Raw genomic sequence first — 24,384 nt, 5'->3', positions numbered from 1 at the left:
GCTCCTGATTATTCGGCTGAAGAACGGTAAGTCTTGATCAATTCAATAAAGTGGTCGAAAAACGGCGCCGCATCGTGCGGGCCGGGGCTGGCTTCCGGGTGCCCCTGAAAACTGAACGCCGCCTTGTCGGTGCGGTGAATCCCCTGCACCGTGTGGTCGAACAGCGATTTGTGCGTCACCCGCAGGGTGGCAGGCAGATCGTTTTCATCCACCGCAAAACCGTGGTTCTGAGCGGTAATCATCACGCGATTATTATCCAGATCTTTTACCGGATGGTTGCCGCCGTGGTGGCCAAGCTTCATTTTGACCGTCTTCGCCCCGCTCGCCAGCGCCAGCAGCTGGTGGCCGAGGCAGATGCCGAATACCGGGATATCGGTGTCCAGAAAGGTTTTAATCGCCCGAATGGCGTAGTCGCAAGGCTGCGGGTCGCCCGGGCCGTTCGACAGGAAGATGCCGTCCGGATTCAGCTTCAACACCTCCTCCGCCGGGGTCTGCGCCGGCACCACCGTCAGGCGGCAACCTCTGTCCACCAGCAGGCGCAGAATGTTGCGCTTCACGCCGTAGTCGTAAGCCACCACGTGGTAAGGCAGTTCGCTCTCCGCTTGCGCCGCCGGCAGCCCGCCTTCCAGCGTCCAGCTGCCCTGCGTCCAGCCATAGCTTTCCGCCGTGGTGACCTCTTTCGCCAGATCCATGCCCTTCAGCCCCGGAAACGCCCGGGCTTTTTCCAGCGCCAGCGCGGCGTCCGGCGCGTCGCCGGCGATAATGCAGCCGCTCTGGGCGCCTTTCTCGCGCAGCAGGCGGGTCAGCTTACGGGTATCGATATCGGCGATGGCGACGATGTTGTGGCGTTTGAGGTAGTCGGACAGGCTCTCTTCGCTGCGGTAGTTACTGGCAATCAGCGGCAGGTCTCGAATGACCAGGCCCTGAGCCTGTATGGCGGGCGATTCTTCGTCGGCCGCGTTGGCGCCGACGTTACCGATATGGGGATAAGTGAGAGTCACGATCTGGCGGGAATAGGATGGATCGGTAAGGATTTCTTGATATCCGGTCATCGACGTATTGAAGACCACTTCTCCCACTGCCGAGCCTTCCGCCCCGATGGCCCGGCCATGGAATTGGGTTCCGTCTTCCAGAACCAATAGCGCTGACTTAATCAAAACACCCTCCAAGGAATAAAAAATCATGTTATTTGCATATTAATTCAGATTAATCGATCTAAATCAACGCAAAAACCACCTGCAAGGTAAATTTTTGGCAAATTGGGCGCATTTTAATGATGGCTGGCTAAATTGTCCACTTTAACCGCACTTTTTCCCTTATTTATATAGCTTATGGCATAAATGCCGGCCCACCGCCGCAAAAACGCAGGTTAACTAAGGAAAGTAAACGATTGCTACCCCATATGGTTAAAATAAAGGGGAGAATGACTCAATAGGCTCCGTTTTTCGGCTTCGGGATAGAAAAACGGGCCAGAAAAAACAACAAAAACGAGAAAAATAACGCAGATATGTAAAAATAAAAAACAAAACTACAAAAATAAAAGTAACGACAAAAAATCGCCACTTTTATCAATTGTTTATACTTATTTAAATTCCACTTATTTTTTACAAATCATCCAACCCAAGCACATCTCGCATATCGAAAAGCCCCTCTTTTCTGGATTTAACCCAGATTGCCGCCCTAACCGCGCCATTGGCAAAGGTCATACGGCTGGAAGCCTTGTGGGTAATCTCGACGCGCTCGCCGATATCGGCAAACATCGCCGTGTGCTCGCCGACGATATCGCCCGCCCGCACGGTGGCAAAACCGATGCTTTGCGGATCGCGCTCGCCGGTATGGCCTTCGCGGGCATAAACGGCGCAGGTTTTCAGATCGCGCCCCAGCGCGCCGGCAATCGCCTCACCCATCGCCAGCGCCGTTCCTGAAGGCGCATCCACTTTGTGCCGGTGGTGGGCCTCAATAATTTCGATATCGCTATAATCGCCCATCACCTTGGCGGCTTTTTCCAGCAGCTTGAGCATCACGTTCACGCCCACGCTGAAGTTAGCGGCGAAAACAATGCCGATCTCCCGCGCGGCGTCGCGAATAGCCGCTTTTCCCTGCTCATCAAAGCCGGTGGTGCCGATAATCATGCCCTTATGGTGCTGACGACAAAATTCCAGATAGGCCAGCGTGCCTTCAGGACGGGTAAAATCGATTAAGATATCGAAGTCGTCGCGCACGGCCTCCAGGCTGTCGCTCACCGTCACGCCGGTTTTGCCCAGCCCGGCCAGTTCGCCGGCGTCAACCCCCGCCAGCGACGATCCGGAACGCTCCAGCGCGGCGCCCAATACCGCGCCCTCCGCCTGCTCCACCGCCGCAATAAGCTGACGCCCCATACGGCCGCCGGCACCGGCAACGGCGATACGGATGATTGATGAATCCTGCATAATGTCTCTCTCTTTGCTGATTTCGTCATGAAATAACGCTAGGTTAACGGGCGTGAGGCCCTATCGCCAGCGGATTTAATAGGCGGATAAGAATATTATGTGCGCAGAGAGGGTAACGCGTAAAGCCTGTCCGCCGCCAGCGCTTACGCCGCCACATTAAGCACGATGACGCATAAATATGCATTTTATCCGATAATTAATCGGCGATCGGGCTTATTCGGGGAGAATGGGGGAAGAGGCGGCGCAGCGAAAACGCGCTCCCGCCGCCATCAAGGTTAATCGATTTGCTTCACTTCAACGCGCAGCTCTTTGGGCACCTCAAAGACGATGTTCTCTTCGCGCCCCTGCATTTCCACGGCAATCTCTCCGCCCAGGGCCTGCAAGCGCTTGATGACCTGCTGCACCAGGATATCCGGCGCCGACGCCCCCGCGGTCACCCCGACGCGGGTAATGCCGCTCAGCCAGCTTTCCTGAATGTCCTCGGCGGCATCAATCAGATAAGCCGCTTTCCCCGCGCGCTGCGCCAGTTCGGCCAGACGATTGGAATTGGAAGAGTTCCTGGAGCCGACCACCAGCACCACGTCGGCGTCAGTCGCCAGATTGCGCACCGCCTCCTGGCGATTGGTGGTGGCGTAGCAAATATCGTCTTTGCGCGGACCGATAATGCGCGGAAAACGTTCGCGCAGCGCATCGATCACCGCGGAGGTATCATCAACGGACAGCGTGGTTTGCGTCATAAAGCAGAGGTTGTTTTCGTCCTTCACCTGCAAGCGCCAGACATCCTCGGGCGACTCCACCAGATACATGCCGCCGCGCGCGTTACTGTACTGCCCCATGGTGCCTTCGACCTCCGGGTGGCCGGCGTGGCCGATCAGGATCGCCTCCACGCCTTTGCGGCTGGCCCTCGCCACTTCCATATGCACCTTGGTCACCAGCGGACAGGTGGCGTCAAAGACGGTCAGATCGCGATTTTTGGCCTCGGCGCGCACCGCCTGCGAAACGCCGTGGGCCGAGAAAATCAGAATCGAGCCGTCCGGCACTTCCTCGATCTGTTCGATAAATATCGCGCCGCGCTCGCGCAGCCCGTTAACCACATAGCGGTTATGCACCACTTCATGACGCACGTAGATCGGGGTGCCGTAAATCTCCAGCGCCCGCTCGACGATGCTGATGGCGCGATCAACCCCGGCGCAAAAGCCACGGGGATTAGCCAGCAAGATTTGCATGGGGAACCTCCTGCCGAGATGGGTCGATATCCAATATTTCCATATCGAAGGTAACCGAGCGGCCGGCCAGCGGATGGTTGAAATCCACGGTGACGGACTCTTCCGTCACCTCACGGATAATCCCCGGCATATCGTTGCCGCCCATGCCGCTAAACAACATGATGGTCCCCACGTCCGGCACCCCGGTCTCGGCAAAGTCGCGACGCAGGAAAAACTGGATCAGGTCGGGATTTTCGGCGCCGAAAGCGGACTCCGGCGCCAGCGTGAACTTGCGTTTCTCCCCCCGCCTCAATCCCAGCAGATGCCGTTCCAGTTCGGCGGACAGGCTGCCGTCGCCCAGGCGGAACAGCGCGGGTTTGCCGCTTTCACGGGTAGACTCCGCCGCGGAACCATCCTCCAGCGTCAGGATAAAATGCACCAGCACAGCGCTGTTGCTCTGTACAGTCTCAGACATCAGTGACCCTTTTGCTTGACCGCGTCATCATTGGTGTTGAAAAAGCCTTCCAGCACAATCAGCGCGGCGCCGATACAGATAGCGCTGTCCGCCAGATTGAAGGTGGCGAAATGCCAGCTACCGACATAGAAGTCGATAAAGTCCACGACAAAACCATGCCACATCCGATCAAACAGGTTGCCCAAGGCGCCGCCGATAATCAGCGCATAGGCGATATTGTTCAGCTTCTGCCGCGCGCTGCCGCGATACATCATCACCAGCAGGGCGATAACGATGGCGATGGCGATACCGGCAAAAAACCAGCGCTGCCAGCCGCCCTTGTCCGCCAGAAAACTGAACGCCGCGCCATAATTGCGCGCATAGTGCAGGTTCAGATAGGGAACCAGCGGCTGCGTATCCCCCAGCGCGAAGTGGGCTAAAATCCACTGCTTGCTGCCGAGGTCGACAACCAAAACTACCAGCGCCAGCCACAGCCAGCGCAATCCGCTCGAACAGATCGATTTATTCATCAGACAAATTTACGCTCTTCGCCTTTGCCGCCGACGTTGGTCGCGCAGCGACCGCAAATATCGGGATGATCGGGGTTGCTGCCGATATCCGACTCATAATGCCAGCAGCGCGGACACTTATGCCCTTCCGCCTTGCTTAAGGCAATTTTCAATCCAGGTAGTTCCGTGGCCTGCGCGTCGGCCGACGCGTTTTCATACCCCTCGACCCGGGCTTTCGAGGTCAGCAGGGCGAAATGCAGCTCCTGATGCAGCCGATTAAGCTTACCGGCCAGGTCCGCGTCGGCGTACAGCGTGACCGAGGCTTCCAGCGATCCACCGATACGCTTGTCGTTACGCGCCTGCTCGATCGCCTTATTCACTTCACTGCGTACCTGCAGAATATCCGCCCAGAAAGCGTCATTCATGGTTTCCGCCGTATCCAGACCAAACAGGCCGTCATACCACTCTTCGGTAAATACGTATTGCGCGCGCTCGCCCGGCAGATACGCCCAGATTTCATCCGCGGTAAAGGAGAGGATGGGCGCCATCCAGCGCACCAGCGCTTCCGCAATATGATACAGCGCCGTCTGGCAGCTGCGGCGGGCCACGCTGTCGCCTTTCGCCGTATACTGGCGATCCTTGATGATATCGAGATAGAACGAGCCCATCTCGATAGAGCAGAACTGCATCAGACGCTGAACCACGCGGTGGAAATCATAGCTGTCGTAGGCTTCGGTAATCTCTTCCTGCGCGGCTTTGGCGCGGCCGACCGCCCAGCGATCCAGCACCACCATCTCTTCCGGCTTAACCATATCCGTCCGCGGATCAAAACCGTTCAGGTTGGCCAGCAGGAAGCGCGCGGTGTTGCGAATACGGCGGTAGGCGTCCGCGGAACGCTTCAGAATCTCATCGGACACCGCGATTTCGCCGGAGTAGTCGGTCGAACCGATCCACAGCCGCAGAATATCGCCCCCCAGCTTGTTCATCACATCCTGCGGGCTGACGGTGTTGCCGATGGATTTGGACATCTTGCGGCCCTGACCGTCGACGGTGAAGCCGTGGGTCAATACCTGACGGTAGGGCGCCTTGCCCTTGATCGCCGTCGAAATCATCAGCGATGACATAAACCAGCCGCGGTGCTGGTCGGAACCTTCCAGATACATATCCGCCGCGTGGCCGCCGAACTCGGGGCGCACGTCCACCACCGAGCGGCTGGTCGATCCCGAGTCGAACCAGACGTCCAGCGTATCAGGGACTTTCACATAGTCCGCCGCGTCGGCGCCGAGCAGTTCGGCCGGGTCGAGATCCCACCAGGCCTGAATGCCGTCCTGCTCCACGCGTTTGGCGACCGCTTCGATCAGCTCGCCGGTGCGCGGATGCAGTTCTTCCGTCTCTTTATGGACGAAGAGCGACATCGGCACGCCCCAGGTGCGCTGACGGGAAATACACCAGTCGGGTCGGTTGGCGACCATCGATTCGATACGCGCCTGGCCCCAGTCCGGGATCCACTGTACGCCTTTGATTTCGGCCAGCGACTGCTTACGCAGCCCTTGCTGATCCATGCTGATAAACCACTGCGGGGTGGCGCGGAAAATGATCGGCGTTTTATGGCGCCAGCAGCACGGATAGCTGTGCAGCAGTTTTTCCACGTGCAGCAGCGCGCCGCGCTGGCGCAGGATCTCGACGACGGTGTCATTGGCCTTAAAGACAAACTTGCCGTCCAGTTCCGGATAGGTGCCGCTCAGGTAGCAGCCGTTCGGCCCCACCGGATTGGCGACCTCCAGCCCGTATTGCTGACCGATGACATAGTCGTCCGGACCGTGTCCCGGCGCGGTATGCACCGCGCCGGTGCCCGCGTCCAGCGTCACGTGGTCGCCCAGGATCGCCGGCACGTCGAACGCCAGGAACGGATGCTGAAAACGCAGCAGTTCGAGATCGCGGCCGCTGCATTCGCCCAGCACGGTCCAGTGGCTGACGCCGATGCGTTTCATCACGCTTTCCACCAGATCCGCCGCCAGAATCAACGCCCGGCCTTCCACCTGCACCAGTTGATAGGTGAATTCAGCGTTGAGGGAGATGGCGCGGTTAGCCGGCAGCGTCCACGGCGTGGTGGTCCAGATAACCAGCGCAAGCGGCCCTTCTACCCGGCTGACGCCGAATTTGGCGCTAACCGCCGCGGCATCGATGGCGTTAAACGCCACGTCGATGGAAGGCGAGGTTTTGTCGTAGTATTCCACTTCCGCTTCCGCCAGGGCGGAACCGCAGTCGGCGCACCAGTGAACCGGCTTGGCCCCTTTATGCAGGTGGCCGTTGGCGATAATTTGGCCCAGCGCGCGAATGATGTTGGCTTCGGTCGCGAAGTCCATCGTCAGGTAGGGATGATCCCAGTCGCCCAGCACGCCGAGACGGATAAAGTCTTTCTTTTGACCGGCAACCTGCTCGGCCGCGTATTTGCGGCACTCGGCGCGGAATTCCGCGGCGCTGACCTTCTCGCCCGGCTTACCGATAAGCTGTTCAACCTTCAGCTCAATCGGCAGGCCGTGGCAGTCCCAGCCGGGGATATACGGCGAGTCATAGCCGGCCAGGGTTTTCGACTTGACGATAATATCTTTCAGAATTTTATTGACTGAGTGACCGATATGAATGTTGCCATTCGCATACGGCGGGCCATCGTGCAGAATAAAGGTTTTTTTGCCCTTTTTAGCACGGCGAATAATCCCGTACAGATCCTGTTCATACCAACGTTTCAGCATGTCAGGTTCACGCTTGGCCAAATCGCCACGCATCGGGAACCCTGTTTCCGGCAAATTCAGGGTAGTCTTATAGTCACTCATTAGATTCTCGATTTCGTTTTCGGCTAGAAAAATTAAACCGGTGTCTTTAACCCGAAAAACTCCCGGGCCGTCACCACATCATCAGCGATTTGCTGCTTGAGCGCTTCAAGCGAAGCAAAACGCTGTTCATTACGTATCTTTTTGCGTAGCGCCACATCTATATGGCGGCCATAGAGATCCATCGTCACATCCAGCAAATGCACTTCGAGCTGCTGGCGCTTGTCTCCGGTGACCGTCGGGCGCGTACCGATATTGGCCACGCCCGGCAACGGCTTATCCCCCAGGCCATAAACGCTGACGGCATAAACCCCGCCCACCGGCGACACCTGGCGTTTTAGAGGCAGATTGGCGGTGGGGAAACCGATGGTTCGCCCCAGCTCGTTACCATGAACCACGCGCCCGGAAATGCTGTAGGGATGCCCCAACAGGCTTTCCGCCAGCGCCAAATCGTCATTGTAGAGCGCTTCGCGCACCGCGGTGCTGCTCACGCGCTTGCCGTCGTTGCAGAATGACGCGGTGCTGATAACGTTAAAACCCGCCTCCCGGCCCGCTTTCTGTAATAACAGGAAATCGCCTTCGCGACCAGCCCCGAAGCGGAAGTCATCCCCCACTACCAAAAACCTGACGCCCAGCTTTTCCACCAGCAGGGTGGAAACAAAAGTTTGAGCATGGTTGGCGGCGAAGTGGGCGTCAAACCGCACGCACAGCAGGTAGTCCACGCCGGCTTTCCGCAGATAGTTCACTTTATCGCGCAGACGAGTCAGCCGCGCCGGCGCCTTCTCGGCGGAAAACAGCTCCAAAGGCTGAGGTTCGAAAATCATCACCATGACAGGAAGTCCGCGCGCGCGGCCTTCCTGCTTCAAACGCTCAAGCAGCATCTGATGCCCGCGATGCACGCCGTCAAAATTACCAATAGTGAGCACACAGCCATAATGGTGTGCCCGAAGATTGTGTATACCGCGTATTAGCTGCATGGCTGGCTCAGAACAAATGGGTTAAATTGGAAACCGGCGGATTATACCTTGTACAGCGAGTAAGGTTAACCCGCGATTCGCGCCTTTTACCGCCGGTCTTGCGGATACTGCCGCTATTTTGGCGGTTTTTGGACGGATCGTCGGCGAATAGCGGCGACAAGCGGGCTATTCCGACGGGGTTTTCGCCGTGATTAATTGTTTTATCGCGCTTTAATCGCCTTAAGGTGAATTTATCATGCGAAAAGCTGTATTCCACCGCGTGAAGCTGTTAAAATCCTGCGCCATCACAACGTAACAAGCGTCGACGTACAAACGGCGCTTATTTGCACAAATCCATTGACAAACGAAGGCTAAAAGGGCATATTCCTCGGCCTTTGAATTGTCCTCGATAGAATATATTTGGGAGTTGGACCTTGGCTAATATCAAATCAGCTAAGAAACGCGCCGTACAATCTGAGAAGCGCCGCAAGCATAACGCAAGCCGTCGCTCGATGATGCGTACTTTCATCAAGAAAGTATACGCGGCGATCGCGACTGGCGATAAAGAAGCGGCACAGAATGCGTTTAATGATATGCAACCGATCGTGGATCGTCAGGCAAGCAAAGGCCTGATCCACAAAAACAAAGCTGCACGTCATAAATCCAATCTGGTTGCGCGCATCAACGCCATGCAATAATCGCTTTTCGCGTATTATTGTGGTTAAAGAAACCGGCTTAGGCCGGTTTTTTTATGTCTGTCGTCAGAGCAAAAAAACCGGCCGCTGATTCGCGACCGGTTTTTCCGTCTTATCCCGCTGGCGATAAAAACGTCAGCGCGTCAGATCGTCAAAAAACTTCTTCACGCCGTCGAAGAAACTTTTGGAACGCGGGCTGTTTCTGTCGCCCGACGGACCGCCGAAGCTTTCCGCCAGCTCCTGCAATAGCTCTCTTTGCCGCTCATTCAGGCTGACGGGGGTTTCCACCACCACCCGGCACAGCAGATCGCCCTGGGCGCCGCCCCGTACCGACTTCACGCCCTTGCCGCGCATGCGGAACAGCTTGCCGGTTTGCGTTTCGGCGGGAACTTTCAGCTTCACCCGGCCATCCAGCGTCGGCACTTCAATTTCTCCGCCCAGCGCCGCCATGGCGAAGTTGATCGGCACCTCACAGTACAGGTTGTTTTCTTCGCGCTGGAAAATCGGATGCGCTTTCACCTGAACCTGCACATACAAATCGCCCGCCGGCGCGCCGTGCTCCCCCGCTTCCCCTTCGCCGGACAAACGGATGCGGTCGCCGGTATCCACCCCGGCCGGGATCTTCACCGACAGCGTTTTACTCTTTTCCACCCGGCCGTGACCGTGGCATTTAACGCAGGGATCTTTAATGATCTTGCCGCGGCCGTGGCAGTGCGGACAGGCCTGCTGCACGGTAAAGAAGCCCTGGCGCATTTGCACCTGGCCGTTGCCGTGACAGGTGGGACAGGTGACGGGCGAACTGCCCGGTTTCGCCCCGCTGCCGTGGCAGGCATCACACTCTTCCAGCGTGGGAATACGGATCTCTTTGGTGACGCCGCGGACGGCTTCTTCCAGCGACAGCTCCATGTTGTAGCGTAAGTCGGAGCCGCGGCTCGCGCGCTGGCGGCGACCGCCGCCAAAAATATCGCCGAAAACGTCGCCAAAGATATCACCGAAATCGGCGCCGCCGCCGCTAAAACCACCGCCGCCGCCCATGCCGCCTTGTTCAAACGCGGCATGGCCGTACTGATCGTAAGCGGCTCGTTTCTGTGAGTCGGTGAGGATCTCGTAGGCTTCCTTGATCTCTTTAAATCGCGCCTCGGCTTCTTTCTCACCAGAATTACGATCCGGGTGATACTTCATCGCCAGACGTTTATAAGCCTTCTTGATTTCACGCTCGTCCGCATCTTTAGCAACGCCTAAAATCTCGTAATAGTCTTGCTTCGCCATTCTTTTTTTCCTGCCCTCAACATACGTGCACGGGCGCAGAGTTTCCTCGACGCCCGTGCTGGTTGCCAGCAACAGTATCTACTACTGACCGCTACCGTGCCCGCTCAGGGCAATTACTTTTTATCTTTTACTTCTTCAAACTCGGCATCGACCACGTCGTCGTCTTTACGAGCGGCGTCATCCGCCGCGCCTTCAGCGCCCGCGCCGGCCTGAGCCTGCTGCTGAGAGGCTTCCAGCAGTTTGCCGGAAACCTGAACCAGCGCCTGGATCTTCGCTTCGATATCGGCCTTGTCTTCGCCTTTCAGCGCACTTTCCAGCGCTTTCAGGGCGTCGTCAATGGCGGTTTTATCATCGGCGGCCAGATTATCGCCGACTTCTTCCAGCTGCTTGCGCGTGCTGTGCAACAGGTGATCGCCCTGGTTGCGGGTCTGCACCAGCTCCTCAAACTTACGGTCGGATTCCGCGTTCGCTTCGGCATCGCGCACCATTTTCTGGATCTCGTCCTCATTCAGACCGGAAGAGGCCTTAATGGTGATTTTCTGCTCGCGGCCGCTGTTTTTATCTTTCGCGGAAACGTGCAGGATACCGTCGGCATCGATGTCGAAGGTAACTTCGATCTGCGGCAAACCGCGCGGCGCAGGCTGAATGCCGTCCAGGTTAAACTGTCCCAGGGACTTGTTATCCTGGGCGCGTTTACGTTCACCCTGCAGAACATGAATCGTCACCGCGGACTGGTTATCTTCCGCCGTAGAGAACACCTGGCTGTGTTTCGTCGGGATAGTGGTGTTCTTGGTAATCAGCGCCGTCATCACGCCGCCCATGGTTTCGATACCCAGCGACAGCGGGGTAACGTCCAGCAGCAGAACGTCTTTCACGTCGCCGGACAACACGCCGCCCTGAACCGCTGCGCCGATAGCCACCGCTTCATCCGGGTTGACGTCTTTACGCGGTTCTTTGCCGAAGAAATCAGCCACTTTCTTCTGTACCAGCGGCATACGGGTCTGACCGCCAACCAGAATAACGTCCTGAATCTGCGACACGGACAGGCCGGCGTCTTTCAGCGCGACTTTCAGCGGTTCCAGAGAACGGTTGACCAAATCTTCAACCAAAGACTCCAGTTTGGCGCGCGTCACTTTGATGTTCAGGTGTTTCGGGCCGGTCGCATCCGCGGTGATGTACGGCAGGTTGACGTCGGTCTGCTGCGCGGAAGAGAGCTCAATCTTGGCTTTTTCCGCCGCTTCTTTCAGACGCTGCATCGCCAGCGGATCGTTACGCAGGTCGAAGCCCTGCTCTTTCTTGAATTCGTCAACCAGATAGTTGATCAAACGGCTGTCGAAGTCTTCGCCGCCCAGGTGGGTGTCACCGTTGGTCGCCAGAACTTCAAAGGTTTTTTCGCCGTCAACCTCATCGATTTCGATAATAGAGATATCGAAGGTACCGCCGCCCAGGTCATAGACGGCAATGGTGCGGTTGCCCACTTCTTTATCCAGGCCGTACGCCAGCGCGGCGGCGGTCGGTTCGTTGATAATACGCTTCACTTCCAGACCGGCGATACGGCCGGCGTCTTTGGTCGCCTGGCGCTGAGCATCGTTGAAGTAGGCCGGAACGGTGATAACCGCTTCGGTTACCGGCTCGCCCAGGTAGTCTTCCGCCGTTTTCTTCATTTTTTTCAGCACTTCCGCTGAAATCTGCGGCGGAGCCAGCTTCTGATCTTTCACTTCCAGCCAGGCATCGCCATTATCAGCCGCGATGATTTTATACGGCATGATGTTGGTATCGCGCTGAACTTCTTCATCTTTGAAACGACGGCCGATCAGACGCTTAATCGCGAACAGCGTATTTTTCGGGTTAGTCACCGCCTGACGTTTAGCCGGTTGGCCAACCAGAGTCTCACCGTCTTGGGTATAAGCAATGATTGAAGGCGTGGTGCGATCGCCTTCGCTGTTTTCCAGTACTTTAACCTGCGTACCGTCCATAATCGCTACACAAGAGTTGGTCGTACCAAGGTCGATACCAATAATCTTACCCATCTAAACATCTCCACTAAAAAGTCATATTCGGTGTGGTAGTTCAACCTACTATGCGGACGCAATGTCATTTTTCAACTGCACAACAACATTTTCCACCGGCGCGGCCTGATATTTCCAAGACGCCGCGCTAGCGTGACGAGCCGACATAAACCCTTTTTGATTTGGTCAAACCGTTTTGGTTGAAAATAAGATGGGGTCAACAATTCCATCATCAAGGGGGGATATGAAAAAAAATGACCTTTATGCCCTGTTCAATCAAACTATTCCGCATTCGCCATGTTGTGTCCGCTCAACGCGCCGGATATGATGCCGCGCTCGCTGGTAAAACGGGGTACGCTTCCGTCGCTATCACGGGCAATAACACCTTAAACGACATCTATTTTGATAATCTGTTATTGCAGAGGTTTTATGAGCGCAAACACGTTGGCGAATCCCGGTCCGTTAGGGCTGATGGGCTTCGGGATGACCACTATTTTATTAAACCTGCACAACGCAGGCTTTTTCCCGCTTTCTTCCATTATCCTCAGCATGGGCATTTTCTACGGCGGTATCGCCCAGATTCTGGCCGGATTACTGGAATATAAAAAAGGCAATACCTTCGGCGCTACCGCATTCACCTCTTACGGCGCTTTCTGGCTGACGTTGGTCGCTATTCTTATATTGCCGAAAATGGGCCTGGCCGAAGCCAGCGATCCTCAGTTCCTGGGCGTCTTCCTCGGCCTGTGGGGGGTGTTCACGCTGTTTATGTTCTTCGGAACCTTACGCGCCAACCTGGCGTTGCAGTTTGTGTTTGCCAGCCTGACGCTGCTTTTCGCGTTACTGGCCGTCGGCAATTTTACCGGCAACCATGCGCTGCTGACCTTTGCCGGTTTCGAAGGCATTATCTGCGGCGCCAGCGCGATTTATCTGGCGATGGCGGAAGTGCTGAACGAACAGTTCGGTCGTAAAGTCCTGCCCATCGGCGCGCGCGGCGCGCACTAAGTACGCAATACGGTTTAAGACAATGGCGTCACTCCCTGCGCGGCGGGGAGTGGCCAACCGGGATTAAATACCGACCGGCGAACGGGTAGGCTCCGCCTCCGGCGCCTTGCCGGCCTGCTCGCTATTCAGATCGCGCTGTAAATAGATTCCCAGCAGCACCCCGACGCCGGACAGCGCCAGCACGTACCAGGCCGGCGCCAGCGGCGTTACCTTCATAATCACCGTGACGAAAATCGGCGTCAGGCCGCCGAAAATAGCGTAAGCCACGTTATAGGAAAACGAGATCCCGGAAAAGCGGACCTCAGCCGGAAAAGCGCGCACCATCACGTAAGGCACCGCCCCCACCACGCCGACGCTCAGCCCGGCGAGCGCATAGCCGACGAACAGCCACTCCGTATCGCCTGCCGCCGTGCGGTAGAAAAACCAGCTGCACGCCGCCAGCAACAGACTGCCGCAGATGAAAACCTTACTGGCGCCGAAGCGGTCGCTCAGCAAACCGGCGATAACGCAGCCGAACATCAGGGCGATAGTGGCCAGGCAGTTCGCCTGTAGCGCCAGCGCCGCGGAAATGCCGTGAACTTTTTGCAGATAGGTGGGCGCCATCAGAATCACCACCACAATACAGGCGGACAGCATCCAGGTAAGCAGCATCGACACCGCCACCGCTCTTTTATGTTTCAGCACCACCGATTTCAGCGGCATCTCCTCCGCCAGCTTTTTTTGCGCCCTCATGGCGGTAAAAATCGGCGTTTCCTGCAGCCAGCGACGCAGATACATGGCCACCAGGCCAAAAATTCCGCCGATAAAGAAAGGCAGCCGCCAGCCGCCGCCCGACATCTGCGCCGGCGTCAGCACGGTATTCAATAAGGTGGCGACCAGCGATCCCAGTAAAATCCCCATCGTCAGGCCGGCCGTCAAGGTTCCGCAGGCAAAACCGATGCGGGAACGGGGAACGTGTTCCGCCACAAACACCCACGCGCCGGGCACCTCGCCGCCGATCGCCGCGCCCTGCAGCACGCGCATCAGCAGCAGTAATAACGGCGCGGCAATCCCGATGGCTTCATAGGTCGGCAGCATCCCCATCGCCAGCGTCGGCAACGCCATCAGCAAGATGCTCAGGCTGAACATTTTTTTACGCCCGACCAGATCGCCGAAGTGGGCCATGATAATGCCGCCCAGCGGACGGGCCAGATACCCGGCGGCGAAAATGCCGAAGGTCTGAACCTGACGCAGCCATTCGGGAATATCCGCCGGGAAAAAGAGATCCCCGATAACCGCCGCGAAAAAGACGAAAATAATAAAGTCATAGAACTCCAGCGCGCCGCCCAGCGCCGCCAGAGAAAGCGTTTTGTAATCCTGCCGGTTTAACCGGCGCTGCCCTTGGTGAGATTGATGCTGCTCGTGATTCATAAATACCGCGCAATGCCAGAGTGGAAATAAAATTTTACCGTCTTGTGTAAAGCAAAAATTACTATAGCGGCAAAATTCTGATACACCAGCAAAGCTGAATCTTATGTTTGAAATCGCCAAACTTCAGTTTTTTATTTCGCGGATGGCATTTTTAGGACGAAAAGCTGCTACGACGCGCGGATCGGTTTCAATGTAAGGCCCTTCCAGCAGCTGGATACAATAGGGAATACTGGCGAAAATCCCGGCGACGACGGCGTTGCCGTCGCTATCTTTCAGCCCTTCCAGCGTTTCTTTAATGGATTTGGGCTGCCCCGGCAGATTAAGAATCAGCGCATGTTTGCGAATCACCCCCACCTGTCTGGACAGAATCGCCGTCGGTACAAATTGCAGGCTGATCTGGCGCATCTGTTCGCCAAAGCCCGGCATTACGCGATCGGCGACGGCCAGCGTCGCGTCGGGCGTCACATCGCGACGCGCCGGCCCGGTGCCGCCCGTGGTGAGCACCAGATGACAGCCACGCTCATCAACCAGTTCACATAGCGTTTGCTCAATCAACGGCTGCTCGTCCGGCAACAGGCGGGTTTCGATTTCAAAGGGGGTGGTTAACGCGGCCGTCAACCACGTTTCCAGCGCCGGAATGCCTTTATCCTGATAAACACCGCCGGACGCCCGATCGGAAACCGATACCAATCCCACATGCAATACGTTCATAAGAGGACTCCTGGAAAATGAAAACCCAATTTTATCAGGATATTGTCTGCTTCGAGCGGCTAAATCGCCGCAGCACCGCCAGGCTTCGCCATATCGGGATGCCGCCCAGCCCGCATAGAATAATCGTTATTAAGTCCCCGCTCAAAAATGAAAAAAATTCATTTTAATCAGCAACCCGTTGCATTGAATCCAAAGAGATAATAGAACAACGCGAGTTTCCTCAACCGCCCAACGTCCGTTATCCTTTCTTTTTTTAAATAAAAACTTTTAAAAAAAAGAAAAACAACGACCCCGCCTATCATTAACGTTCACTCGGGCGAAGATACTATGATAAAATTCGCGCATAGCTTAACGCCAAGATAATAAGTAAAAAGTCACACCAAGGAAGTATGCATGAATAGCACTAAATATAAGATATTAGAGTTTTTTTCCCACCCGATATCCGCATTTATTCTGTTCGGTTTTATTTCCTTGTTAATCACCGTCGTTGTTATACACGAGTCAGATAAAAGAACCTGGCGGGTGGAGAAGCGTAACCTTGACTCGATCATTAAAACCTATGATTCCTATAATTCCGGCGACGTTACGGACGTCGATACCACGGAAAAAACCGGACGCTATCTTGTCGCGCACATAAGAACCTTCGCCTTTAATACCCGCGATGTGAGCAGTGAATGTATCAACCGGTTATCATCCTCGGATCTGCAATTTAATGATATGGCCATTATCCGCGTCTGTCAGAATAAACTCCCCTCCATAGGCGAGTACGCGGGGCAGGATACCTTGACGGTCATTTTCCCGATTCTGTCGGCAAAAGACGAACTGCTGGGCCTGCGCATCCGCACCACGGCAAGGGAGCCTATTCCTTCGATACTGGATACCTTTTTATCGACCACCTCGGCGGTTGTTATACTGAGCATCGTGCTGTTTTGCTCGATACTGGGGAGCCTGCTCTCCATACTCGCCAAAAAGTATCTGATAGAACTGCCGATAACCGCAAGATATGACGACCTGAGCGGATACCTGCGGCGGGATGCCTTTTTTATGGCCGCCAACAAGGCGCTGCGCATCGCCAATTTCTCCAAACGTCCGGTTTGCGTCATTCTTATCGATATCGATCACTTTAAGAACGTGAATGATACTTTCGGCCATGGCGCCGGGGATGAGGCGCTAAAAGTCGTCGCCGAGGTTTTTAGAAAATCATTCCGCCGGGAAGATATTTTCGGACGTATCGGCGGTGATGAATTTGCCATTGTTTTACCCAATATCGGACTGGAAGACGCCTATCTGGTGGCGGAACGGGCCAGATTACGGGTCAGCAATGCCAATAGCGAAATATTCGGCAATGAGGTGGACCTGACGGTCAGTATCGGACTGGTGGAGTACCATGAAAAAGAAGATTTGATATCGGTAATGAACCGGGCGGACGAAAAACTTTATATCGCCAAAAACACGCGCAATGCCGTGGCGAAATAACTAAAACATGAAACAACCTAAAGTATATGGCGTTATGCGTTTACGCCTTGCAATGGCCGGATGGATATCCGGCCTTTTTTTTCGTGCGGTTTATTACAGTAATTCGGCAATCACTTTTTCCAGTTTTCCCTGGTCGACAGCAAACTTGCGAATGCCATCGGCCAGTTTATCGACCGCCATGGGATCCTGATTATGCAGCCAGTAGAACTGTGCTTCGGTCAGTTTGGCCGGACGCGCCTTAACCTCGCCGCTATAAGAAAGCTTACGCGCCACTTCCCCTTCGCTTTCCGCCAGCTCTTTCAGCAGAGCCGGCGCGATGGTCAGACGGTCGCAGCCGGCCAACTCGATAATTTCCCCCAGGTTACGGAAGCTGGCGCCCATCACCACGGTTTCATAACCGTGCTGTTTGTAGTAGTTGTAGATTTCAGTGACCGAAATCACTCCCGGATCTTCGTGCGGGGCAAATTCTTTCTTATCGCCATTGGCTTTGTACCAATCCAGAATACGGCCGACAAAGGGTGAAATCAGGAATACGCCGGCTTCGGCGCAGGCGCGCGCCTGGGCAAAGGAGAACAGCAGCGTCAGGTTACAGTTGATGCCTTCTTTTTCCAGCTGTTCCGCGGCGCGAATGCCCTGCCAGGTGGAAGCCAGTTTGATCAGAATACGGTCATTGCTGATGCCGGCGTCGTTATAAAGCTTAATCAGGCGTTTTGCCTTCGCCACGCTGGCTTCCGCGTCATAAGAAAGACGGGCATCCACCTCGGTGGAGATACGGCCGGGGATCAGTTTTAAAATCTCGAGGCCGATGTTCACCGCCAGCTTGTCCGTGGCGTCGATCACCTGCTGCTCACGGCTATCGCTCTGCTCGCGCGCCCAGCCGACGGCGTCGTCAATCAGCTTGCGGTATTCGGGGATCTGGGCGGCATTAAGGATCAGCGATGGGTTGGTGGTGGCGTCTTGCGGTTGATACAATTTCATCGCCGCAATATCGCCGGTATCGGCCACAACCGTTGTCAGTTGGCGTAGGGAGGTCAGTTTATCCGTCATATTGGCATTTCTCATTGGTTTATACGTGAATTATTCGAGCATGAACTGGTGGCGGTGTATTTTCGCTTGAATCTGATAATAACACGCGCGAAATCCGGCGCAAGGCGGCCGATGATTACCGCTCCCTGTTATAACCATCGCCGCTTTCTTGCCTGATTTTGTCTGGTTCTTGTTATAGTAAGGACATCAAAATCGGCCCGACAGGATATGGCGCATGCTTATAACCATTTCACCCGCAAAAACCCTCGATTACACCACGCCTTTAGCGACGCAACGCTATACTCAGCCGGAACTGCTGGACTATTCCAGCCGGTTGATTGCCATCTGCAAGCGACTGACGCCGGCGCAGATCGCCTCGCTGATGGGCATCAGCGACAAGCTGGCCGACCTGAATGCCGGCCGCTTTAATGACTGGCACCCCGACTTTACCCCCGAAAACGCGCGCCAGGCGCTGCTGGCTTTTAAAGGGGATGTTTACACCGGCCTGGCCGCGGAAGATTTCAGCGAAGAGGACTTTGATTTCGCCCAGCGCCACCTGCGTATCCTGTCCGGGTTATACGGCGTGTTGCGGCCGCTGGATTTAATGCAGCCCTACCGGCTGGAAATGGGCACCAGACTCGACAATAAAGCGGGCAAGGATCTCTACGGCTTTTGGGGGGACGCGATCGCTGAAAAGCTGAATCAGGCGCTCGGCGAACAGGGTGACGACATTGTGGTTAATCTGGCGTCGGATGAATACTTCAAAGCGGTTAACCGCAAAAAACTGCATGGCCGAATCATCAAGCCGGTATTTCTGGATGAGAAAAACGGCAAGTTCAAGGTTATCAGCTTCTACGCCAAAAAAGCCCGCGGCTTAATGAGCCGTTTTATTATCCGCAACCGCCTGACGCGGGCGGAACAGCTGAAGGATTTCGATCTGGACGGTTATTACTTCGAAGCGGCCCACTCTTCGGCGGACGAGCTGATCTTCAAACGGCGGGAGCGGTAAAATAACTATCCCCTCACAAACCGCGAGATAGCCGCGCGTGCAGTTTTCTATCCAGGATTGAAGAGAGCACCTCTATGGATAGGGTAATGCACCAATAAATAATGGCGGCGGCAATAAACGCCTCGACGAACTGATAGGTTGTTGAGGCGACAAGGTTGGTCTTTCCGGTAATTTCCACCACGGAGATCCAATAAGCGATAGAGCTGGCATGTAATACGTTGATGGATCTCGAGCTTAAATTCTTGATGGTATACAGCACCGCCTGAGGCAAAAGGAGCCTGCGCATCATCTGGAAGCGCGTCATTCCCAATGCTACCGACGCGTCAAGTTCCCCCATGGAAATCGCGCTGATGCCGGATCTCAGTATCTCCGAAAAGAAAGCCGCGGTGCTCATCGAAAGCCCGCCGATCACCAACGCCGATAGCGGTATGCTGTTCGCTCTGACCGGCCATGAAAAATAGTGCGCCAATGCGTCGAAAAAGTGAGGGAAACCGTAAAAAAACAGAAAAATATGCAACACCATCGGCGTGCCGCGAAAAAATGAAACGTAGAATTTCGAAATTTGCGTCAATACAGGAACGTTGAAATAATTGATATAAACGATCCCCAGCGCACCGACAAAACCGAACGCCACCGAGGTTAGGGTGATAAATAACGTCGTGGGTACGGCAGGCAGCACTTCGACGACGGCATGAAGGATAAACGCAAAGTCCAGCATCATATTTTCTCAACGAGATAAGTTACTTTATACCCGTCATACTTCGGCTCGAATTATTTAGGGTATCGCCTATGAAATGAAAATTTTCTTTCAACGAGCTTGAAAATACGCTCCATCCCGCTACAGAGAATAAAATAGATAATGGATATGGATAAAAATACTTCGAAGGAGCGCATGGTCTGGGCGCTAAGGGTTATGCCCCGCCCCATGACATCCATAACGCCGACGGTAAATGCCAACGCCGTGCTCTTTAACGCCACCAGAAATATATTGCTCATATCGGGAATAGCCAGCATAACCGCCTGCGGCATCATTACTCTGCAAAAGACCTGACGGTTTTTCATGCCGATCGAATAGGCGGCCTCTATTTGCCCGCGATCCACATTACCCAGCGCGGAGCGAAAAACCTCACAAAAATTCGCCGACAGATATAGCCCGTTCGCCGCAATCACAAAATACAGTGCGGGAACGGCGTTAATATCTACGCCCAGGCTGATAAGAAATATCGGCAGCAGGTAATACAGCAGGATCAGCTGGACCAATACCGGCGTGCCTCTGGCGTAGGATACGAGCACAACGGACAAGGTATGCAGTATGCATATATTATAAACTCTGAAAATGGCCAGGCATAAACCGAACAGCAGACCGATCAGCGAACTATAGAAAAAAATAGTCAGCGTCACCGGCAGATATTCCACGACGATGGGTAATGCCCGCCAGACAAGATTGGAGTCAAACCAAGGGTCCATAAAACACCATTCGATTTAGGGCCGGTGGAAAATAAATGAAATTTAGCGTTAAAACTTGAGCGGCTTGGTAAAATCAGCGCCAAACCATTCATAACTCAATTTTTCCAACGTACCGTCGCGCTTGATTTCGATAATCGCCTTATCCAGCTTATCCCGCAATTCAGTATCCGACTTTTGCAGCAGCAGATGCGCGCCGGGATCGCCGGGCCGGACATTTTCCGGCAGAAATCCCTCCCCCACCGTTTTCAAACGCTGATTCCTGTATTTATTGAATAAACTTACCTGATGTTCCGGCAAAAACAGGGCGTCGACACGTTGGGAATTCAATAGCCCCACCATTTCGGTATTGGATTTGGAAGGAAACACGGCGACATCCAATACCTTTTTATTGATAATCCCCTCCAGGATTTTGGCCTGTACCCCGGTACCCAACACGGCGATTTTTTTTCCATTCAAATCGTCGACGCCCCGGATATCCGTATTATTCTCCGGCACTACCAGCTTGAACGGGGTTTCATAAAAAACCTCACTGGTATAAAGAAACTGTTTTTCCCTTTCAGGCGAGCGCCAGATATTGCTGTTGATGATTTGCACCTTGCGGCCGGCTAATGAAACAAAAAGCGAGGCGAAATCCATGGTCTTATATTCGAATTTTACGTCCGGGATCCTTTTGTCTATCTCATTGAGCACTTCAACTTCAAACCCGGTAACCTTGCCGTTTTCATCGATATAGCTCAGCCCGGGATTTTCGCCCTGCGTTGCGACAAGCACCGTCTTCACCTCTTCGGCATAGCTATTAAATATCAGCAGCAGCATGGACAATGCCAGGGTGATTTTCTTTTTCATTGTTTTCTCCTTTGATAAAAATCTTTAATGAGCTGGCTGAATATTAACCACGACTCTGCCGCCGAATTTATGATCGAAGAAACCGTTCGCCTTATCGATTACCTGCCGTAATGATATTTCGCTAACGATCAATTCGAGCTTATCGGCATCAAGATCCGACGCCAGCCTTGCCCAGGCGTTTTCCCGCACCGCCAGCGGCGCCTGTACGCTGTCAATGCCATACAGCGTTATTCCCCGCAGAATAAAAGGCAGTACGGTGGCGGGAAAATCATTGCCCCCCGCCAGTCCGCAGGCGGCGACGGCGCCGCCATAAGACGTGGACGCGCAAACGTTGCTTAGGGTTAATCCCCCCACGGCATCAATCGCCCCCGCCCATCGTTCTTTATTTAACGGTTTATGCCGGGCGGACAGTTCGTCTCTGGAGATAATCTCGGCGGCGCCCAACTGGTGCAGCAATGGGTGATTATTCACGTTTCCAGTGGAAGCTATCACCTCATAGCCCAATGACGATAACAGGGCAATGGCGATACTGCCGACGCCGCCGCTGGCGCCGGTCACCAGAATCTTGCCGTCTCCCGGCTTAATACCGTGTTTTTCCAGCGCCAACAGGCTTAATATCGCCGTATATCCCGCCGTTCCGATGCCCATCGCCTGGCGCGTGGTAAATTTTTGCGGCAGCCTTATTAAATAATCGCCCTTGACGAAGGCTTTTTCAGCCAGTCCTCCGGAGTATTTCTCCCCCACGCCAAAACCATTCAGCACCACTTTATCACCCGGTCGCCATTGCGGATGGCGGCTTGATTCCACCGTACCCGCGAAATCAATTCCCGGCACCAGCGGAAATTTGCGGATAACGGGAGCCTTGCCGGTGATGGCCAGCGCATCCTTGTAGTTGATCGTCGACCACTCGACGTCGACAACAACATCGTGCTCATCATTAAGATAATCATCAATCAATGCATATTCGGCGCTATATTTACCGTCGATATTATTAATCAAGAGACCGTATGCCATAAATACCCCTTAAAATGAGAAAAATGGAAATATCGCAACTTAACCAGCAAACAGATAATTATCACTGAAACCTGGGCGCCCTCTTCTCGATAAACGCCTCGATCCCCTCCTGAAAATCGGCGGAGTTGGTGACGCTCTCGATTTTGGCGCGATAGATGGCGGATATTTCGGAAGGACCTTTTGGCAGCGTTTTTCCGACATATTCCTTCAGGGTTTTAATCACCACGGATGAGTTATTGGCAATTTTTTCGGCGTATAAATATGCCGTATCAAGGTGCTCGCCTCGCGGCGTGACCTTATTAATCAAACCAATCTCATATGCCCTGCGCGCGGAAATCTGCTCACCCAGCAGCAGCAATTCCATCGCCACCTTATGCGGTATCCGCGCGGCCAGCGAGGCGATCAGTCCGCCGGTGAAGCCGATTTTTGCTTCCGGGTACGAAAAAACGCTGTGCTCGGCGGCTATCGCCAGGTCCGCCATTTGCACAAAAACCAATCCGCCGCCGACCACCAGCCCGGATATAGCCGCGATGACCGGTTTGTTCACCTCAACGCCGATGCCCGGGATGGCGCGCCACAGGTCGTGGGGAATATCCTTTAAATTAGCGCCGGCGGTAAAGGCTTCATCGCCCTCGCCGGTTAGCACCGCGACCCGGTCTTCGCTATTATTGAACCTGATCCAGGCTGCATTCAGTTTATCGACTATTTCATGGGTGAAGATATTATATTTTCCCGGATTACTTATGGTGATGGTGGCAATTCTGTTTTTTGAAGCATAAGTTACGTCAGCCATTTTTCCCGTCCCTTTAATTCAATAATTTAATTCTCGATGATCTCTACAAGTTTTGTTTTAGCGCCCGAGCGGGGAAACGAACCGTAAGCGACAACTTCCACATGAGGTCTGAAATTTAATATTTCGCGAATTTTCTGTTGCAGATTCCGCGCCAGCTTATCCCACTCGAGCTGACCGGTTTCCGCTCCCGCTTCCACCACGAGCTGCAACGGCGGATTGACCTTGGGGGGAGGAGCATCCAGCCTGATTCTCAACTCCCCCGATAGCTCGGGCTGAAACATTCTCACCACTTTTTGAATCGCCGCCGGATAGACCTTCACGCCTTTTACGGCCAGCATGTCGTCGGTACGACCGATGATTTCCATGCGTACGCCGAAATGTCCGCAGCCGGGACATTCGCCGACGTGAATCCGCACGACGTCTCCGGTCGCATAGCGGAAAGCGGGAGCCGCCTCATATTCCAATCCGGTATGAATCGCTTCGCCCACGGCGCCGTCTTTAAGTTCTATTGGTAACTTCGTTTCCGGATCGACCAGATCGTATCTGAAGCAATAATCCTCGGCCATGTAATGCATTCCGTATGACAAGGCCGAATGACAGGTGATGGTTCCGTTATGCCATGCGGCGCCGGTGGCATCGAACACCTGGGCGCCATAGTGCTCGCGCACCAGTTTCCTGAAAGATTCCTGGCTTGCGCCCGGCTCTCCGCTGCAATAAATGATTTCTATACCCAGGGCCCCGACCGGTTTCCCTATCTCTGCGACGGACCTTTCGATCAACTGGGTTACCATCGACGGCGTCGCGAACAGCACCCGCGGCCGGGTCAGCTCCATAAAGCGCAAAATCTTGGGAACGCCGCCCTCGGCGCCCACGCTTACCGGGCGCGCGCCGTAGGCTTCCAGGGCCTGAACGTAGGTAATACCCGCCAGCCACAGCGATAACCCAAAGGCATGAAACGTCGTATCGCCCGGGCGTATGCCGGCCAGGCGAAACAACCTGGCCATGACTCGGTACGTAATGGCCAGATCTTTTCTGCTGAATACGTAAAAGGTCGGCGTTCCCGTGGTTCCCGAGGTCGCCGCAAGATGTATCGCTTTTTCAGGCGGCACGGTCAGATGCAGTCCCAGCGGGTGGCCATATTTTACCAATGACAGCTCCTGGGACTCCCTATGCCTATTCTTGTCGAGAAATATAGGCAGCCGGCGAAAATCGTCTAAAGATGCAATATCGCGAGGATGGCTGACTCCCGCCGCTAAAAATTTTTGCTGGTAAT

Annotated in this window: 22 protein-coding genes; 4 read left to right on the top strand and 18 right to left on the bottom strand. The window is 54.6% G+C overall.

Annotated features, from left to right (window positions below):
* Nucleotides 1–8: 8 nt before the first annotated feature.
* From carA to ribF, 7 genes are all read right to left on the bottom strand, one after another.
* Nucleotides 9–1,157: a glutamine-hydrolyzing carbamoyl-phosphate synthase small subunit gene (gene carA, locus MFP24_RS16230; RefSeq protein ID WP_369075410.1), complete on the bottom strand. Its 1,149-nt coding sequence runs from the start codon at nt 1,155–1,157 to the stop codon at nt 9–11.
* Between the two features lie 447 nt (nt 1,158–1,604).
* Nucleotides 1,605–2,429, bottom strand: coding sequence for a 4-hydroxy-tetrahydrodipicolinate reductase (gene dapB, locus MFP24_RS16225; RefSeq protein ID WP_249231302.1), 825 nt, complete (start codon nt 2,427–2,429; stop codon nt 1,605–1,607).
* 275 nt (nt 2,430–2,704) lie between these two features.
* Nucleotides 2,705–3,655, bottom strand: coding sequence for a 4-hydroxy-3-methylbut-2-enyl diphosphate reductase (ispH, locus tag MFP24_RS16220; protein WP_249231303.1), 951 nt, complete (start codon nt 3,653–3,655; stop codon nt 2,705–2,707).
* Nucleotides 3,636–4,109 (bottom strand): FKBP-type peptidyl-prolyl cis-trans isomerase, encoded by a 474-nt coding sequence (gene fkpB, locus MFP24_RS16215; protein WP_249231304.1) that lies wholly within the window; start codon nt 4,107–4,109, stop codon nt 3,636–3,638. The genes ispH and fkpB overlap by 20 nt, the downstream gene beginning before the upstream one ends.
* Nucleotides 4,109–4,618 (bottom strand): signal peptidase II, encoded by a 510-nt coding sequence (gene lspA / locus MFP24_RS16210; protein ID WP_249231305.1) that lies wholly within the window; start codon nt 4,616–4,618, stop codon nt 4,109–4,111. Before lspA ends, fkpB begins: the two co-directional genes overlap by 1 nt.
* Nucleotides 4,618–7,431 carry an isoleucine--tRNA ligase gene (ileS, locus tag MFP24_RS16205; RefSeq protein ID WP_249231306.1) on the bottom strand — a complete coding sequence of 938 codons (2,814 nt, stop codon included), beginning with the start codon at nt 7,429–7,431 and terminating at the stop codon, nt 4,618–4,620. The genes lspA and ileS overlap by 1 nt, the downstream gene beginning before the upstream one ends.
* A gap of 32 nt (nt 7,432–7,463) precedes the next feature.
* On the bottom strand, nt 7,464–8,405 hold the full coding sequence (gene ribF, locus MFP24_RS16200; protein ID WP_249231307.1) for a bifunctional riboflavin kinase/FAD synthetase: 942 nt from the start codon (nt 8,403–8,405) through the stop codon (nt 7,464–7,466).
* A gap of 413 nt (nt 8,406–8,818) precedes the next feature.
* On the opposite strand from ribF, the gene rpsT reads away from it, so the two are divergent.
* Nucleotides 8,819–9,082, top strand: a complete 264-nt coding sequence (gene rpsT / locus MFP24_RS16195; protein WP_009111382.1) for a 30S ribosomal protein S20 — start codon at nt 8,819–8,821, stop codon at nt 9,080–9,082.
* A 132-nt stretch (nt 9,083–9,214) separates the two neighbouring features.
* On the opposite strand, the gene dnaJ is transcribed toward rpsT, so the two are convergent.
* Complete coding sequence (dnaJ, locus tag MFP24_RS16190; protein WP_249231308.1) at nt 9,215–10,348, bottom strand: molecular chaperone DnaJ; 1,134 nt, start codon at nt 10,346–10,348, stop codon at nt 9,215–9,217.
* A gap of 113 nt (nt 10,349–10,461) precedes the next feature.
* The gene (gene dnaK / locus MFP24_RS16185) at nt 10,462–12,378 is read right to left on the bottom strand and encodes a molecular chaperone DnaK (RefSeq protein ID WP_249231309.1); all 1,917 of its coding nucleotides are present in this window, start codon (nt 12,376–12,378) and stop codon (nt 10,462–10,464) included.
* 408 nt (nt 12,379–12,786) lie between these two features.
* On the opposite strand from dnaK, the gene satP reads away from it, so the two are divergent.
* Entirely contained in the window at nt 12,787–13,359 is a 573-nt protein-coding gene (gene satP, locus MFP24_RS16180; protein ID WP_249231310.1) for an acetate uptake transporter, read from the top strand.
* Between the two features lie 63 nt (nt 13,360–13,422).
* Here the strand turns inward: satP and MFP24_RS16175 are convergent, their stop codons facing one another.
* Nucleotides 13,423–14,769: an MFS transporter gene (locus tag MFP24_RS16175; RefSeq protein ID WP_249231311.1), complete on the bottom strand. Its 1,347-nt coding sequence runs from the start codon at nt 14,767–14,769 to the stop codon at nt 13,423–13,425.
* Between the two features lie 123 nt (nt 14,770–14,892).
* Nucleotides 14,893–15,480 carry a molybdopterin adenylyltransferase gene (mog, locus tag MFP24_RS16170; protein ID WP_249231312.1) on the bottom strand — a complete coding sequence of 196 codons (588 nt, stop codon included), beginning with the start codon at nt 15,478–15,480 and terminating at the stop codon, nt 14,893–14,895.
* A gap of 393 nt (nt 15,481–15,873) precedes the next feature.
* On the opposite strand from mog, the gene MFP24_RS16165 reads away from it, so the two are divergent.
* Nucleotides 15,874–16,956 (top strand): GGDEF domain-containing protein, encoded by a 1,083-nt coding sequence (locus MFP24_RS16165; protein ID WP_249231313.1) that lies wholly within the window; start codon nt 15,874–15,876, stop codon nt 16,954–16,956.
* Between the two features lie 93 nt (nt 16,957–17,049).
* Here MFP24_RS16165 and tal read toward each other — a convergent pair whose 3' ends face one another.
* Nucleotides 17,050–18,003 carry a transaldolase gene (gene tal, locus MFP24_RS16160; RefSeq protein ID WP_249231314.1) on the bottom strand — a complete coding sequence of 318 codons (954 nt, stop codon included), beginning with the start codon at nt 18,001–18,003 and terminating at the stop codon, nt 17,050–17,052.
* A 214-nt stretch (nt 18,004–18,217) separates the two neighbouring features.
* Between tal and yaaA the strand changes: the two genes are divergently transcribed.
* Nucleotides 18,218–18,991 (top strand): peroxide stress protein YaaA, encoded by a 774-nt coding sequence (yaaA, locus tag MFP24_RS16155; protein ID WP_249231315.1) that lies wholly within the window; start codon nt 18,218–18,220, stop codon nt 18,989–18,991.
* A gap of 13 nt (nt 18,992–19,004) precedes the next feature.
* Here yaaA and MFP24_RS16150 read toward each other — a convergent pair whose 3' ends face one another.
* The 6 genes from MFP24_RS16150 to MFP24_RS16125 form a co-directional block, all read right to left on the bottom strand.
* Nucleotides 19,005–19,712 (bottom strand): amino acid ABC transporter permease, encoded by a 708-nt coding sequence (locus MFP24_RS16150; RefSeq protein ID WP_249231316.1) that lies wholly within the window; start codon nt 19,710–19,712, stop codon nt 19,005–19,007.
* Between the two features lie 50 nt (nt 19,713–19,762).
* Entirely contained in the window at nt 19,763–20,458 is a 696-nt protein-coding gene (locus tag MFP24_RS16145) for an amino acid ABC transporter permease (protein WP_249231317.1), read from the bottom strand.
* A 48-nt stretch (nt 20,459–20,506) separates the two neighbouring features.
* On the bottom strand, nt 20,507–21,304 hold the full coding sequence (locus MFP24_RS16140; protein ID WP_249231318.1) for a transporter substrate-binding domain-containing protein: 798 nt from the start codon (nt 21,302–21,304) through the stop codon (nt 20,507–20,509).
* 24 nt (nt 21,305–21,328) lie between these two features.
* A complete protein-coding gene (gene acuI / locus MFP24_RS16135; protein WP_249231319.1) occupies nt 21,329–22,318 on the bottom strand; it encodes an acrylyl-CoA reductase (NADPH) in 990 nt (329 codons plus the stop codon).
* Between the two features lie 61 nt (nt 22,319–22,379).
* The gene (locus tag MFP24_RS16130) at nt 22,380–23,111 is read right to left on the bottom strand and encodes an enoyl-CoA hydratase/isomerase family protein (RefSeq protein WP_249231320.1); all 732 of its coding nucleotides are present in this window, start codon (nt 23,109–23,111) and stop codon (nt 22,380–22,382) included.
* Between the two features lie 26 nt (nt 23,112–23,137).
* Nucleotides 23,138–24,259, bottom strand: a complete 1,122-nt coding sequence (locus tag MFP24_RS16125; protein WP_249231321.1) for a phenylacetate--CoA ligase family protein — start codon at nt 24,257–24,259, stop codon at nt 23,138–23,140.
* Nucleotides 24,260–24,384 lie beyond the last annotated feature (125 nt).

Origin of the sequence: Brenneria tiliae (assembly GCF_023347575.1) — a bacterium.
Taxonomy (GTDB): domain Bacteria; phylum Pseudomonadota; class Gammaproteobacteria; order Enterobacterales; family Enterobacteriaceae; genus Brenneria; species Brenneria corticis.
The sequence above is the reverse complement of the archived record's forward strand: the minus strand, read 5'-3'. Positions and strand labels throughout refer to the sequence as shown.

Coding starts and splice junctions, on each gene's coding strand:
- MFP24_RS16145 (WP_249231317.1), bottom strand. CDS start 20,458: ATGGACCCTTGGTTTGACTCCAATCTTGTCTGGCGGGCATTACCCATC.
- MFP24_RS16130 (WP_249231320.1), bottom strand. CDS start 23,111: ATGGCTGACGTAACTTATGCTTCAAAAAACAGAATTGCCACCATCACC.
- MFP24_RS16175 (WP_249231311.1), bottom strand. CDS start 14,769: ATGAATCACGAGCAGCATCAATCTCACCAAGGGCAGCGCCGGTTAAAC.
- MFP24_RS16150 (WP_249231316.1), bottom strand. CDS start 19,712: ATGATGCTGGACTTTGCGTTTATCCTTCATGCCGTCGTCGAAGTGCTG.
- MFP24_RS16165 (WP_249231313.1), top strand. CDS start 15,874: ATGAATAGCACTAAATATAAGATATTAGAGTTTTTTTCCCACCCGATA.
- dnaK (WP_249231309.1), bottom strand. CDS start 12,378: ATGGGTAAGATTATTGGTATCGACCTTGGTACGACCAACTCTTGTGTA.
- dapB (WP_249231302.1), bottom strand. CDS start 2,429: ATGCAGGATTCATCAATCATCCGTATCGCCGTTGCCGGTGCCGGCGGC.
- MFP24_RS16140 (WP_249231318.1), bottom strand. CDS start 21,304: ATGAAAAAGAAAATCACCCTGGCATTGTCCATGCTGCTGCTGATATTT.
- dnaJ (WP_249231308.1), bottom strand. CDS start 10,348: ATGGCGAAGCAAGACTATTACGAGATTTTAGGCGTTGCTAAAGATGCG.
- yaaA (WP_249231315.1), top strand. CDS start 18,218: ATGCTTATAACCATTTCACCCGCAAAAACCCTCGATTACACCACGCCT.
- acuI (WP_249231319.1), bottom strand. CDS start 22,318: ATGGCATACGGTCTCTTGATTAATAATATCGACGGTAAATATAGCGCC.
- ileS (WP_249231306.1), bottom strand. CDS start 7,431: ATGAGTGACTATAAGACTACCCTGAATTTGCCGGAAACAGGGTTCCCG.
- mog (WP_249231312.1), bottom strand. CDS start 15,480: ATGAACGTATTGCATGTGGGATTGGTATCGGTTTCCGATCGGGCGTCC.
- lspA (WP_249231305.1), bottom strand. CDS start 4,618: ATGAATAAATCGATCTGTTCGAGCGGATTGCGCTGGCTGTGGCTGGCG.
- fkpB (WP_249231304.1), bottom strand. CDS start 4,109: ATGTCTGAGACTGTACAGAGCAACAGCGCTGTGCTGGTGCATTTTATC.
- ispH (WP_249231303.1), bottom strand. CDS start 3,655: ATGCAAATCTTGCTGGCTAATCCCCGTGGCTTTTGCGCCGGGGTTGAT.
- ribF (WP_249231307.1), bottom strand. CDS start 8,405: ATGCAGCTAATACGCGGTATACACAATCTTCGGGCACACCATTATGGC.
- tal (WP_249231314.1), bottom strand. CDS start 18,003: ATGACGGATAAACTGACCTCCCTACGCCAACTGACAACGGTTGTGGCC.
- satP (WP_249231310.1), top strand. CDS start 12,787: ATGAGCGCAAACACGTTGGCGAATCCCGGTCCGTTAGGGCTGATGGGC.